Annotated in this window: 10 protein-coding genes; 9 read left to right on the top strand and 1 reads right to left on the bottom strand. The window is 70.5% G+C overall.

The window, feature by feature from the left end:
• The first annotated feature begins 2 nt into the window (after positions 1-2).
• From gatA to ACWCPY_RS34955, 7 genes are all read left to right on the top strand, one after another.
• Positions 3-1,505: an Asp-tRNA(Asn)/Glu-tRNA(Gln) amidotransferase subunit GatA gene (gatA, locus tag ACWCPY_RS34985; protein ID WP_451271876.1), complete on the top strand. Its 1,503-nt coding sequence runs from the start codon at positions 3-5 to the stop codon at positions 1,503-1,505.
• Positions 1,502-1,741: a hypothetical protein gene (locus ACWCPY_RS34980; RefSeq protein WP_072486848.1), complete on the top strand. Its 240-nt coding sequence runs from the start codon at positions 1,502-1,504 to the stop codon at positions 1,739-1,741. Before gatA ends, ACWCPY_RS34980 begins: the two co-directional genes overlap by 4 nt.
• A gap of 15 nt (positions 1,742-1,756) precedes the next feature.
• Positions 1,757-3,265: an Asp-tRNA(Asn)/Glu-tRNA(Gln) amidotransferase subunit GatB gene (gene gatB, locus ACWCPY_RS34975; RefSeq protein ID WP_124716235.1), complete on the top strand. Its 1,509-nt coding sequence runs from the start codon at positions 1,757-1,759 to the stop codon at positions 3,263-3,265.
• A gap of 178 nt (positions 3,266-3,443) precedes the next feature.
• A complete protein-coding gene (locus tag ACWCPY_RS34970) occupies positions 3,444-5,570 on the top strand; it encodes a phosphocholine-specific phospholipase C (protein ID WP_451271873.1) in 2,127 nt (708 codons plus the stop codon).
• 67 nt (positions 5,571-5,637) lie between these two features.
• Positions 5,638-7,125, top strand: coding sequence for a hypothetical protein (locus ACWCPY_RS34965; protein ID WP_451271871.1), 1,488 nt, complete (start codon positions 5,638-5,640; stop codon positions 7,123-7,125).
• Between the two features lie 184 nt (positions 7,126-7,309).
• Positions 7,310-9,544 carry an MMPL family transporter gene (locus tag ACWCPY_RS34960; protein ID WP_451271869.1) on the top strand — a complete coding sequence of 745 codons (2,235 nt, stop codon included), beginning with the start codon at positions 7,310-7,312 and terminating at the stop codon, positions 9,542-9,544.
• Positions 9,544-10,098, top strand: a complete 555-nt coding sequence (locus ACWCPY_RS34955) for a GNAT family N-acetyltransferase (protein ID WP_451271918.1) — start codon at positions 9,544-9,546, stop codon at positions 10,096-10,098. Before ACWCPY_RS34960 ends, ACWCPY_RS34955 begins: the two co-directional genes overlap by 1 nt.
• A 15-nt stretch (positions 10,099-10,113) precedes the next feature.
• On the opposite strand, the gene ACWCPY_RS34950 is transcribed toward ACWCPY_RS34955, so the two are convergent.
• Complete coding sequence (locus ACWCPY_RS34950) at positions 10,114-12,588, bottom strand: helix-turn-helix domain-containing protein (RefSeq protein ID WP_451271867.1); 2,475 nt, start codon at positions 12,586-12,588, stop codon at positions 10,114-10,116.
• Positions 12,589-12,801: 213 nt separating this feature from the next.
• On the opposite strand from ACWCPY_RS34950, the gene ACWCPY_RS34945 reads away from it, so the two are divergent.
• Positions 12,802-13,029, top strand: coding sequence for a hypothetical protein (locus ACWCPY_RS34945; protein WP_451271865.1), 228 nt, complete (start codon positions 12,802-12,804; stop codon positions 13,027-13,029).
• A 64-nt stretch (positions 13,030-13,093) separates the two neighbouring features.
• Positions 13,094-14,344 carry a serine hydrolase domain-containing protein gene (locus tag ACWCPY_RS34940; protein WP_451271863.1) on the top strand — a complete coding sequence of 417 codons (1,251 nt, stop codon included), beginning with the start codon at positions 13,094-13,096 and terminating at the stop codon, positions 14,342-14,344.
• Positions 14,345-14,401 lie beyond the last annotated feature (57 nt).

Here is a 14,401-nt window from a genome sequence, read left to right as displayed (position 1 = left end):
CCATGACGGACAACAGCACCATCATCAAGCTCACCGCCGCCGAGATCGCCGCGAGGATCGCCTCCGGCGAGCTCACGGCCGTCCAGGTCACCGAGGCCCACCTGGCCCGGATCGACGCGGTCGACGAGAAGGTCCACGCCTTCCTGCACGTCGACCGCGAGGGCGCGCTCGCGCAGGCCCGCGCCGTCGACGCCAAGAAGGCGGCCGGCGAGAAGCTCGGCCCGCTGGCCGGCGTCCCGCTCGCGCTCAAGGACATCTTCACCACCCAGGACATGCCGACCACCGTCGGCTCCAAGATCCTGGAGGGCTGGATCCCGCCGTACGACGCGACCCTCACCAAGAAGCTGAAGGCCGCCGACGTCGTCATCCTCGGCAAGACCAACATGGACGAGTTCGCCATGGGGTCCTCCACCGAGAACAGCGCCTACGGCCCGACCGGCAACCCCTGGGACCTCACCCGCATCCCGGGCGGCTCCGGCGGCGGCTCGTCCGCCGCGCTCGCCTCGTACGAGGCCCCCCTCGCCATCGGTACGGACACCGGCGGCTCCATCCGCCAGCCCGCCGCCGTCACCGGCACCGTCGGCGTCAAGCCCACCTACGGCGGCGTCTCCCGCTACGGCATGGTGGCCTTCTCCAGCTCCCTGGACCAGGGCGGCCCCTGCGCCCGTACCGTCCTGGACGCGGCCCTGCTGCACGAGGCGATCGCCGGGCACGACCCGATGGACTCGACGTCCATCGACGCCCCGGTCCCGCCGGTCGTCGAGGCCGCCCGCAACGGCAGCGTCGAGGGCATGCGCGTCGGCGTCGTCAAGCAGTTCGCCGGTGAGGGCTACCAGGCGGGCGTCGTCCAGCGCTTCAACGAGTCGGTCGAGCTGCTCAAGTCGCTGGGCGCCACGATCGTCGAGCTGGACTGCCCGTCCTTCGACCTGGCCCTGTCGGCGTACTACCTGATCGCGCCGTCCGAGTGCTCCTCCAACCTGGCCCGCTTCGACGCCATGCGTTACGGGCTGCGCGTCGGCGACGACGGCACGCGCTCCGCCGAGGACGTCACCGCGCTCACCCGCGAGGCCGGCTTCGGCGACGAGGTCAAGCGCCGCGTCATCCTCGGTACGTACGCACTCAGCTCCGGCTACTACGACGCGTACTACGGCTCGGCGCAGAAGGTCCGCACCCTCATCACGCAGGACTTCGAGAAGGCCTTCGAGAAGGTCGACGTCATCGTCTCCCCGACGACGCCCACCACCGCCTTCGCGATCGGCGAGCGCGCCGACGACCCGATGGCGATGTACCTCGCGGACCTGTGCACCATCCCGACCAACCTCGCGGGCAACTCCGCCATGTCGCTGCCCTGCGGCCTGGCCCCCGAGGACGGCCTGCCGGTCGGGCTGCAGATCATCGCCCCCGCCATGAAGGACGACCGTCTCTACAAGGTCGGAGCCGCCGTCGAGGCCGCCTTCGTGGAAAAGTGGGGTCACCCGCTGCTGGAGGAGGCTCCGTCGTTGTGAGCGCACTGACCAAGGCCAAGGGCTTCAAGAAGTCCAAGACCGGAACGTACCTGTCCATCGGCACCACCGCCTTCGGTGCGGTCGGCGTGCTCAAGCAGGCCAAGAAGGCACGCCACGAGCACGACACGCTCCGACTGATCGACGCCGTTGTCTCCGCCGCCGCCATCGCCACCGGTGTCGCCCTGCTGCTGCGCGAGCTCAAGCGCCTCGGCGATGACGACGTACTGCTGGGCTGAGAGGGAAGTTTCACCGTGACTGTCACCGACCTGGTGTCGTACGAGGACGCGCTCGCGTCCTACGACCCCGTCATGGGCCTGGAGGTCCATGTCGAGCTCGGCACCAAGACCAAGATGTTCTGCGGCTGCTCCACCGAGCTCAAGCAGGACGCCAACTCCCAGACCTGCCCGGTCTGTCTCGGCCTGCCCGGCGCCCTGCCGGTCGTCAACGAGATCGGCGTCGAGTCCGCCATCAAGATCGGCCTCGCGCTGAACTGCGAGATCGCCGAGTGGTGCCGCTTCGCCCGGAAGAACTACTTCTATCCGGACATGCCGAAGAACTTCCAGACCTCCCAGTACGACGAGCCGATCGCCTACAACGGCTATCTGGACGTCCAGCTGGAGGACGGGGAGATCTTCCGGGTGCAGATCGAGCGCGCCCACATGGAGGAGGACACCGGCAAGTCGACCCACGTCGGCGGTGCCACCGGCCGTATCCACGGTGCGTCCCACTCCCTGCTCGACTACAACCGCGCGGGCATCCCGCTCATCGAGATCGTCACCAAGCCGATCGAGGGCGCGGGTGCACGGGCCCCCGAGGTCGCCAAGGCGTACGTCGCCGAGCTCCGCGAGCTCATCAAGGCGCTCGGCGTCTCGGAGGCCCGCATGGAGATGGGCCAGATGCGCTGCGACGTCAACCTGTCGCTGCGCCCCAACGGCACCGAGACCTTCGGCACGCGTTCCGAGACGAAGAACGTGAACTCGCTGCGTTCCGTCGAGCGTGCCGCACGGTTCGAGATCCAGCGCCACGCGGCCGTGCTGTCCTCCGGCGGCACGATCGTGCAGGAGACCCGGCACTTCCACGAGGAGGACGGCTCCACCACGGCCGGCCGCATCAAGGACAACGCCGAGGACTACCGCTACTTCCCCGAGCCCGACCTGGTACCGGTCGCCCCGGCCCGCGAGTGGGTCGAGGAACTGCGCAAGGGCCTCCCCGAACTGCCGCGGCTGCGCCGCGCGCGGCTCAAGGAGGAGTGGGGTGTCTCCGAGCACGACATGCAGTCCATCCTCAACGCCGGCGCGGTCGACCTGATCGTCGCCACGACCGACGCGGGCGCCCCCTCGGACCAGGCCCGCAAGTGGTGGATGGGCGAGCTGGCCCGTAACGCCAACGAGACCGGCCGCGGCCTCGACGAACTGCCGATCACCCCGGTGCAGGTCGCCAGGGTGGCCGAGCTCGTCACCTCGGGCGACCTCAACGACAAGCTGGCCCGCCAGGTCATCGAGGGCGTCCTCGCGGGCGAGGGCGACCCGGACACCGTCGTCGAGAAGCGCGGCCTGAAGGTCGTCTCCGACGAGGGCGCGCTGTCCACGGCCGTCGACGAGGCCATCGCGGCCAACGCGGCGATCGCGGACAAGATCCGCGGCGGCAAGGTCGCGGCGGCGGGCGCGCTCGTCGGCGCGGTCATGAAGGCCACCCGTGGCCAGGCGGACGCGGCCCGCGTGCGTGAGCTGATCCTGGAGAAGCTCGGCGTCGAGGGCTGAGCCCTCTCCGCAGGCTCGTCCCCGAAGGGGCGGCGCACCCACGACCACGGGTGCGCCGCCCCTTGGACTTTCCGGCAGGACCTGTTGGACGTTCACCATGGAGCCGTACGAAATCCTTCCGCAGGTCACCCGGCTTGATTAGCTTCCCGGCTGTACGACCTGACTCGGGAGGCTCAACTTGACCACGGACATTTCACGGCGACGGCTCTTCGCGCTGGGCGGCGGTGCGCTCGGCGCCGCGGCGGCGGGGTCGCTGCTGCCGCCTTCGCTGCAGGCCGCGATCGCCGCGCAGCCGGCACACTCGGCGGGGTCCGGTGGCCGGGACGGGCTCGGAGCCATCAAGCACGTGGTGATCCTGATGCAGGAGAACCGTTCCTTCGACCACTACTTCGGGACGCTCCGGGGCGTACGCGGCTTCGGTGACCGCAACGCCGTCGAGCTGCCCTCGGGCAAGCCGGTCTTCGAGCAGCCCGCGGCGCTCGGCACCTCCGTGCTGCCGTTCCCGGTGCGCGACGCCGCCGAGACGCAGAAGAAGGACCTCCAGTACATCGGCGCGCTCGACCACTCCTGGAGCGGTGGCGGCAAGGCGTGGGCCGGCGGGTGGATGAACGGCTGGGTGACCGCCAAGACGGCCGCCACCATGGCGTACTACGACCGCCGCGACATCCCGCTCCACTACGAACTGGCCGACACCTTCACGGTCTGCGACGCCTACCACTCCTCCATCCACTCCTCGACCAGCCCCAACCGCAACCACCTGTGGAGCGGGAAGACGGGCAACGAGCCGAACGGCAAGCGGGCCGTCGGCAACGACGCGTACGACGAGGCCACCCACCCCGGCTACGACTGGGGCACGTACGCGGAGCGGCTGGAGAAGGCCGGGCACAGCTGGCGCACGTACACCGAGTGGGAGAACTTCACCGACAACCAGATCGAGTTCTTCGCCACCTTCAAGGCGATCGCCCGCAAGGCGCTCGCGAAGACCGGCGGACACACGTACATGGAGTCGTTCTACGCCGCGGTGCGCGACGCGGACGCCACCGAGCGGGAGCGGCTGTTCGGCCTGCTGGAAGAGGGCGTCGCCACCCTCGACAAGGCCGAACGCAGCCTCTTCGAGCGGGCGTTGCGCCGGGTGGAGACCGGGACGCTGGCCGACGAGTTCGCCAAGGACGTGGCGGCGGGCACCCTGCCCGAGGTCTCCTACCTGGTGCCCTCGGCCGTCGACTCGGAGCACCCGAGCGTCTCCTCGCCGATCCACAGCGCGACGATCGTCTACAAGGTCCTGGACGCGCTGGGCAAGCACCCCGATGTGTGGCGGCACACCGCGGTCTTCATCAACTACGACGAGAACGACGGCTTCTTCGACCACGTGCCGCCGCCGGTCGCCTCGCCCGAGGTGACCGAGGAGCAGTGGGAGGGCAAGCCCACCGGTCTCGGCATGCGGGTGCCGATGCTCGTCGTCTCGCCGTGGACCATCGGCGGCTACGTCTGCTCCGAGGTCTTCGACCACACCTCCGTCATCCGCTTCCTGGAGCGCTGGACCGGGGTGAAGGAACCCAACATCGGCGACTGGCGGCGCACCGTCACCGGCGACCTGACCTCGGCCTTCGACTTCTCGCGCGCCCGCCGCCGGCCCGAGGTGGAGCAGCCGGGCGCCATCCCGCCGTTCAGCGGCCGCTGGGCGCCGAAGCCGCCGGCCGTGCAGCACATGCCCGAGCAGGAGCCCGGCGCACGCCCGGCCCGCGCGCTGCCGTACCAGCCGGACGCGCAGGCGAAGGTGGTGGACGGCGCGGTGCGGGTGGCCCTCAGTAACACGGGGCGCTCTTCGGCACACTTCGCGCTGTATCCGTACGCCGGTGAGTTCCCCGTACCGCAGCACCGGGACGTGAAGGGCACGGCGCAGTGGACGGTGCCGGTCACCGGTGCGGCCTACCGGTTCACGGTGACGGGGCCGAACGGCTTCCGCCGCGAGTTCGCCGGGCCCGCGAAGGACGGTGCCTCGGCCGGGGCCGAGGTGGCGTCGAGGGTCGACGCCCATGAGCGCGATCTGCATCTCACCCTGCGCAACACGGGGCGGACGACGCTCATCTTCACGGTGCGGCCACTGGGCTATGTCGACGAGGCGGACCTGCGGGACTGGACCCGGACCGTCAAGGTCAAGCCGGGGCGCAGCCGTACGGTGGTGCACTCGGCGGCCGACGCGCACGGCTGGTACGACCTGGACGTCACCGTCGACGGGGACGACGCGTTCCGGCGCCGGCTGATGGGGCACATCGAGAACGGCCGGGCGAGCGTCTCGGGCTGACGGACCGTCCGGCAGTTCCTTCGCACAGGAGTTCGGCGTCCGCCGGAACCACCGCGGCGAGGCCCGCGTGTCCCTGATCATGAACGAACTGATCGAGAAATGGGACGGAGTCACGGCGGGCGCCGCCCCCGAGAAGGCGGACCCCGTCGTCCTGGAGTGCGCCCGCCTGCTCGCCGCCGAACCGGACGGCGAGCAGGCGGTCCTGCTGACCTTCGGGCTGGTGAACATGGCGCGATACGTCCTCGGGCGACGCGGCGCGGCCGTCGAGCGGGCCGTGGTGGACGCGCTCGGCGCCGCCGCCGAGGCCATGGACGAGCAAGGTCTTCGGGCCGGCGGGTGCGGGCACGCGGCCCATCCGTACACCGACAGCCTGGAGGAGTGGGACACGGACACGGACGGGCTGCTCGACGCGCCGGACGTGCAGGTTCCGCTCGACGAGTGGGACGGGGCCGACGCCTGCCCCCGCAATGCCGCCGGATGGGCGCGGACGGCCGCCGATGTGATCCTGCCGGGCAGCACGGGCGGCATCCCCGAGATCATCCCCGAAGACCACCAGCGCTACATCCGCAGCCTGGGCAGTGTGCTCAACGACTATCCGAACGGTGATCCGTTCTGGGACCTGGACATCCACGCCGGACCGCCCGGCGATCTCTCCCGGGCCGCTCTCGCCGGCTATGTCGTCGTCGCCCACGCGAACTGCTGGTACGCGGGGTCGGGCCGGATCAGACAGCGGTCGCTGCTCGACGACATGATCGAGGGCCTGGAGTCCGTACTGCCGCTGCTGCCGGACGAGGACTGCGCGCACGCGGACGGCGAGCACCCGGCACTGCGCTCCGGCAGCGCCGAGCAGGCCTCCGAGGGCATCCACCTGCAGAGCCCCGGCGGCCGGGCCGTCCTGCGCGAGGAACACGAGGACGGATACGGGGCCTCGCCGGAGGCATGGACGTGCACCAGCTTCCTGCGCGCCCTCGCCGTCGAGGCCCGCGACCATCTGCGCGAAGCGGTCGACAGACTCTTCGGCACCCGGGAGACGGCACACCTGGATCCGGTGTATCTGCGCCCCGACGGCCGGCTCGACATCGAGCCGCTGAGCGAGCGGCACGTCCCGTTCAGGGACGAGACGGCCTCCGAGGAGGCGGCGCTCTGGGCGGCCCGGCGGTACGAGCAGCTCGGCCCGGACGGACCCGCGCTCGACCGGACCGTCCTGCTGCTCCTGATGGGCACGGCGGCCGATTCCCTGGAGCTGTCGTACGGAATCGCCCGCGAGATCCTCGGCATCCTCCGTACCGCTGCCACCACCCTGCCCGGCGGCGCATGCGACCACGAGGACGGTCATGCGCCCGGCCGTGAGCGCACGTCCGACCGCTTGGCACGCATCGCGCACCTCTACGCCCCCGACACATGCCCCGCCCCCGGCCCGGACTCCGGTCAGGGCTTCAGGAGCGAGACGCTGACCTGCCCCGCCCATCTGGCAAAGACCGTGACGAAGGGCATCTCGGAGATCGAGGAGCAGTTCGAGGAAGAACTGGAGGCGGAGGAACAACGGGCCGGGTGAGGTGGCCGGATCGCCGTTGCGAAGGGGGCCGCGGCAAGCCCCGCGGTCATTGTGAGTAAGGCCACGAAAGGGACAAAGAATCACTTTCGGCTGCCAGAGTGACGGTTCTCAGGTCATGTGTCCTTTGTGGGTCATTCATGCTTTGTACCGGCAAAGGACCACGAACCAGCAGGGAGCACGTCCGTTGGCTGCCATCGCCCGCTGGTGCATCAGGCACCGTCTCGTCGCCGTCCTCATCTGGCTGCTCGCCCTCGGCGGCACGGCCACCGCGGCGGGCTTCGCGGGTTCCGCGTACACCAACGACTACGAGGTGCCCGGTACGGAGTCCGGCCGGGCCACCGAGCTCCTCAGGAGCGGCTTCACGGATCTCGGCGGTGACACCGACACCATCGTCTGGCACACCTCCGACTCGACCGTGCGTGCCGACGACGTCCGGCAGACGATGACCCGGACCCTGCACGCGGTCGAGGAACTGCCCGGGGTCGGCGCGGTCACCGGACCCTACGGGGCGTCCGGCACCGCGCAGATCAGCGCCGACGGACACACCGCCTACGCCGCGGTCACCTTCGACCATCAGGTCGAGGACATCCCGGTGCAGCAGGTCAGGGCGGTCGTGGACACCGCGAAGGCGGCCGCCGGGGACCACCTCCAGGTGGAGCTGGGCGGCCCCGCCGTCGCCCTGACCGAGGCACCCTCCGTCCACCTCAGCGAGGCCGTCGGGGTCGTCGTCGCGGCGGTCGTCCTGTTCCTCGCCTTCGGCTCGCTCGCCGCCAGCATGCTGCCCATCGCCACCGCGCTGGTCTCCGTCGGCACCGCCTACGCGGGCACCGTACTGCTCGGCCATCTGATGACCGTCGCCGACTTCGCGCCCATGCTGGGCATGCTGATAGGGCTCGGCGTCGGCATCGACTACGCGCTGTTCATCGTCACCAGACACCGCAGAGGACTGCGCAGAGGCCTGTCGGTCACCGAGGCCGCGCAGACCGCCGTCGCGACGACCGGCCGCGCCGTCGTCTTCGCCGGGGCGACCGTCTGCATCGCGCTGCTGGGCATGCTGATCCTGCGGCTCGGCTTCCTCAACGGTGTGGCGATCGCGGCCTCGCTCACCGTCGTCCTGACCGTGGCCGCCTCCGTGACCCTGTTGCCCGCCCTGCTCTCCTTCATCGGCCCGCGGGCGCTGAGCCGGCGCGAGCGCAGACGGCTCGCCGAGCACGGACCGCAGCCCGAAGCGCCCACGGGCTTCGCGGCCCGCTGGTCCGCCTTCGTCGAACGCCACCCCAAGCTGCTCGGGGCGTGTGCCGCCGTGGTGATGCTGGTCCTCGCGCTGCCCACCTTCTCCCTGCACCTGGGCACCTCCGACCAGGGCAACAACCCCTCCTCGTCGACCACCCGGCAGGCGTACGACCTGTTGGCCGACGGATTCGGCCCCGGCGTCAACGGACCGCTGACCATCGCCGCACAGCTGGACGGCGCCGACGACCGGCTCGCGATGGACACCCTGCCCGCCGCACTGCGGTCCACAGAGGGCGTGGCCTCGGTCGGCCCGGTCACGTACAACAGCAGCGGCGGAACGGCCTTCGTCACCGTCGTACCGAAGTCGTCGCCGCAGTCCCGGGAGACCAGCGAGCTCGTCGACCGGCTGCGCACGGACGTCCTGCCGAAGGCCGAGGAGAACAACTCGCTCCGGGCCCACGTCGGAGGAGTGACCGCCGGCTACGACGACTTCGCCCGGGTCATCATCGGCAAGCTCCCGCTCTTCGTCGGCGTGGTCATAGGGCTCGGCTGTCTGCTTCTGCTGCTGGCCTTCCGGTCGATCGGCATTCCGCTGAAGGCCGCGGCGATGAATGTGGCCGCCGTCGCCTCCTCGTTCGGCGTCGTCGTCGCGATCTTCCAGTGGGGCTGGGGGAGCGAACTGCTCGGGCTCGGCAGCTCGGGGCCCATCGAACCGTTCCTGCCGGTGATCATGGTGTCCGTGCTCTTCGGGCTGTCCATGGACTACCAGGTGTTCCTGGTGGGGCGGATGTACGAGGAGTGGCTGGAGACCGGTGACAACCGGCGGGCCGTCCGGGTGGGCCTCGCCGAGACCGGCCGGGTGATCAACTCCGCGGCCGTGATCATGATCTCGGTCTTCCTCGCCTTCGTCCTCAGCGGGGACCGGGTCATCGCCATGTTCGGCATCGCGCTCGCCGCCGCCGTCCTGCTGGACGCCTTCGTCCTCCGTACGCTGCTGGTGCCCGCGCTGATGCACCTGCTGGGAGGGGCGAACTGGTGGCTGCCGCGCCGGCTGGACCGGCTGCTGCCGCGGATCAGCATCGAGCCTCCCGAATCCGGATCCGGGCCGCCGCATGCGAAGATCCCGCAGGCGGCGCAACCGGCACCGGTCGCGCAGGCGAGGCAAGCGGTTCGAGAAGGAGCATGATGTTCGCGGTATCCCTGGGCGACGACGGAGCGGAACTGCGGCCGCTGGAGATATGGCGGGCGCAGGAATTCCTCGACCACATGGACCGGGCCCGGGAGCTCGTCGATCCGTGGATCCCCTTCGCCTCCTTCGCCACCGACCTGGACTCGGCGCGAGCACTGCTGCGGAAGTACGCGGACAGGCAGGCGGCGGACACGGGACGGATCTACGGCATCTGGCTGGAGGGCACACTCGTCGGCGGTGTCATGTTCCCGGTCTTCGACGCGGAGTCGGGGAACTGCGAGATCGGCTGCTGGCTGGAGCCGGCGGGCCAGGGGCGCGGCCTGATCACCCGGGCGTCCCGGAAGCTGATCGACTGGGCGGTGTACGAGCGCGGCATGCACCGCGTGGAGTGGGACGCGTCCGCCGCGAACACCGCCAGCATCGCCGTCGCCGAGCGGCTCGGCATGACGCGCGACGGGGTGCTGCGCGAGAACTACCTGTACCGGGGCGAGCGGCACGACTCCGAGATCTGGTCGGTGCTGGCCCGGGAGTGGCGGGCGCGGAAGGACTGATCCGGACGAGAGGTCCTATGCGCCGGGGCCGAAGCTGGCCGGTACGTATCTGCTCTGGTGCTCGCGGTACGAGCGGGCCAGGTGGTGCTGGAGCCGGATGTGGCGGAACTGGTACACCGCGCCGGTCTGGCGCAGCACGCCCCGACGGTAGGCGTCGTCCAGGAACGCCAACGTGTCCCAGGGCAGCTTGCCGGTCAGGGGCAGCCAGACCCGCGACAGGACCAGCCAGCGTCCCCAGGCGGTGAACGAGAGCGCGTACGAGCACGTGCCGCCGATCCCGCCGACGGCACCGATGACGAGCCCGTCCGCCACGTTCCAGACCAGCGTTCCGAGGATGCCGTCGAGCAGGCCGGTGATCAGGTGCCCGCCGACCGCGATCGCCAGGGTGAGCATCGGGACCAGTACGAGAACCTGGCGGAGCACCGTCGCACGGTTCGCGGCCAGCAGGCCGGCCGGGGTGGCCGCCGAGGTGATGTCCAGCGGCGCTTCGAGCGCGGCCATGATCCCGAAGACGACTCCGGCGCCCGCCCCGAAGATCAGGCCGAGGACCAGCATGTTGATGAGCGTGCCCTTGATCACCAGCTCGTTCGCGAGCGGAATTCCGTAGTACAGCCGGCGCTGGAGGGCGAGGGCACACGCGCATCCGACGCCCATCACGAATCCGCCCAGCAGAACGGCACCGAAGCGGGCCACGAACGTACGCACCGGTCTGCGGCCGACGCCGGTGCCCGCGCCGGGCAGCCGCAGTCGCACATGGGCCGGTTCGAAGGCCGTGGTGCCGAACCGGGCCAGGATCGCGTGGACGCATCCGAAGGCCAGACCGGCGACCGCCCCCATCGAACCCCCCAACAGGAGGGCCTCGCCGACGGGGAACGGCAGGTTGATCACGTTGACGAACCACTCGGCGAGGGCGACGCAGAGCGCCGACGACACCACCACCGACAGAAGGCGCGTCGACAGCCGCAGCGAATCGCCGATCCGCCACCACGCGAGGTCCTGCTGCTCACGGTCGAGCCGGGCCAGATGGTGGGCGAGGTAGCCGAGCCAGCGCTCGGCGCGCTCCGGGTCCCGGTTCCGCTCCCGGCGGCCGACGGTGTTCCGCTCGGCGACGCGGCGCCGGTAGACCGTCGGTACGAAGCCCGCGAGCAGGTGTTCTTCAAGGGAGTTCTCGTCGGGGAACCGCTCGGCGTCCAGCAGCTCCGCCGGATTCCGGTCGGGTGCCTCGCTGTACATCGTCCGCGCCAGGATGATCATGAGCGGGGTGCTCAGGACCCTGGCCAGGGGGGTGCTCGCGCCGCTCTCCCCGGCGCGCAGCCGGTCCAGTACGGGGGTCCAGACCGCCGCGTTCCCGCCGTCGCCGCGGGGGACCGGCCGCGACGTCCTGGGCAGGTAGGCGCAGAGGTCGTCGAGGGTGAGATCGACGAGTTCGAGGCCGGCGGCCCAGACCAGCGGGGCATGCGTCCGCTGTACGGCCTCGGCGAACTCGCCGCGCCGACTGGTCAGGACGAGCGGGAGCGAGATGGAGTTGAGCACCTCCAGGGCCGTACTCCGCAGACCTTCGGCGATCTCGTCGAACCCGTCCAGGACCGGCAGTACGAGATCCGCGTCGACCAGGGCGGCCGCCAGCGTCGACCCGTCGGGGGCGCGGCGGGTGAGGTGCGGGTGGTCGCGCACCAGGCGGTCGATCAGCCAGTCCCGCAGCGCGACGGCCGAGGGATCCCAGGAGCCGATGCCGAAGATCACCGGCACCCGGTCGTGCGGCTCCCGGGCCTCCAGCTGGTCCAGGACGAACCTGATCGTCAGGATCGACTTGCCGGATCCTGCCCGGCCGAGGACCACCAGCCGCCCGGACCCGATCCGCCGGTAGACCTCGGCCACGCTGCCCAGATCGCCGCTCAGATCCATGCGGTCGGGAGCCGCTCCCGGCGGCAGACGCTGAATGTTCTCCGAATGGTCGGTCAGGGATTCGGGGGCGTCCTGCCAGCGCACGGGGAGCGGAAAGGGATCGTGGACGCGGCGGTGTTCCTCCTCGCGCTGCCAGCGGCGCCTGATTTCCCGTGCCAATTCGACGGCGGCGCCGGCGAGTTCGCTGTGAACCGGTAGCGGGAGGGGTGCGGGACGGGCTCCGGCCCCGGAATTCTTCCCGGAATTCGGCCCGGAATTCTGCGCGGGAATCGCGGCGGGAGCGGATTCGGGAACGGATCCGGGTCGGGGTCCGTGCGCCGGTCCGGGGTCCGGGGCCGCGGGGGCGTCGGCCGACCCGGCCTGCGACTTCGCGAGCGTGGCGGCGAGCCGCTGACGGTCCTCGGGTCCGGCCCCCAGCGCGTCCGCCAGCAGGTTGACCGTACCCAGCCGGTGATCGCCGGATCTTCCGTTCTCCAGTCTGCGGATCGTGCGCACGCTCACCCCGGAGCGTGCCTCCAGCTGCTCCTGCGTCAGCCCCGACCGATTGCGCAGCCGACGCAGCAAGGTGCCGAGCTGATCGGCCACTTCGACTTCCCTCCACCACCGGGCGCGGTCGCGACGACCCTACCGGTGACGACCGGTCATATATGGCCGGTCGCCTGTCCTGTTCGCCGATTGGCGCGAACCGCACGATCAGTGGTGCCCGGCCGGTGCGCCGACACGGGGCGGCGCACCCCGCCGGGCATCCGGGAAGCGCCTCGCACGGCTCTCTCCTGCAACGACTCATGAGGAGTTGACATGGCTTACCGGTTCTGGTGCGGCGAATGCGGATTCAAGACGCAGTGGCTCGCGGAATCCGAGGGCGCCCAGCGCCAATTGGACCACTACGTCAAACAGCACCCCGGGATTCCCGCCGGTGGCCATGTGGAGACCAACCGGAAGAATCCGAACGGTGGCTTCGGGTGCCTTCAAGCGGCGGGAATCATCGTCCTCTTGCTGCTCATCGCCGCCGCGTGCCGGCGCTGAGGCGCCGCCTGAATCGGACCGCACAGCCGGAATGACCGACCGACCGAAAGGGACAGGAAAGAAAATGAGCATGCTCGACGATTTCGCAGCAGGTGTCGCGGCCGCCCCGGCGAACCCGGACGCCGTCGGCGCGGCCGGGTGCCCCTCACCGGTGCGCCGGTACCGGCGCTGGCTGCTGCCGGTGGCCACCGCGGCCTGCCTGCTGATGACCGGTGTGGGCCCGGCGACCGCCGCAGCCCCGGCCACCGGCTCCTCGGCCACGGCCGCCGCGACCCCGGCCGACATCCTGCAGGCCGGGGCCCAGCAGGGCGTCGCCGACGGGTACCCGGGTGTCATCGGGATGGTCCGGCAGGGTGACACGGCCCAGTACGTGCACGCAGGCGTCGGCAACCGTGCGACCAAGGTGCCCGCGGACCCGAAGGCGAAGTTCCGGATCGGCAGCAACACCAAGGCGTTCATCTCCACCGTGCTGCTCCAACTGGAGGGCGAGAAGCGGCTCTCGCTGGACGACACCGTCGCCGAGTGGCTGCCCGGGGCGGTCGCGGCCAACGGCTACGACGGCGCCGGGATCACCATCCGTCAGCTGCTCAACCACACCTCGGGCCTGCCCGACTACCTCAGTGCCGTGCAGATCAACGCGCCGTACTTCCTCAACACCGACCCGAGGGGGGTCTACCCGCCGCAGAACCTGGTCGACGTCGCCCTCGGCATGCGCGCGCCGACGAGCACGCCGGGGGAGAAGTTCGGCTACTCCAACACCAACTACGTGCTCGCCGGCATGGTGATCAAGGCCGTCACCGGTTCGGAACCGGCCACGGAGGTCCAGCGGCGCATCATCGAGCCGCTCGGTCTGCGCGACACCGGCTTCCCCACCTCCGACCCCGCCCTCTACGGCAACTACCTCCACGGCTACGTGCTCCGGGCGATTCTCATCGACGACGCCACGGTCTCCAACGTGCAGGTCAGCGGGAGCGCCGGCGCCATGGTGTCGACCATGGACGACCTGGCCACGTTCTCCCGGGCGCTGATGACCGGCAAGCTCCTGGAGCCCGCGCAGCTGGCCGAGCTCAAGACCACCGTCCCGGTGAACGCCGATGCCGGTTACGGGCTGGGCATCGAACACGTGAAGCTGTCCTGCGGCAAGTGGGCCTGGGGACACAACGGCGCGGTGCTCGGCTACTTCAGCGAGTGGCTGAGCAGCGAGGACGGCACCGAGCAGGCGCTGCACGCGAACAACGAGTTCCACATGCTCGCCGGAACTCCGGGACAGGCCCACACGGGCAAGGCCATGACGGACGCGTTCTGCGCGCTCTGAGGACCGCGACCGGAAGCGCTCTCCCGGCGGCCGGGCCGATACCCGGCCCGGCCGCCG

The organism is Streptomyces sp. NPDC002403 (assembly GCF_053593015.1).
The sequence above is the reverse complement of the archived record's forward strand: the minus strand, read 5'-3'. Positions and strand labels throughout refer to the sequence as shown.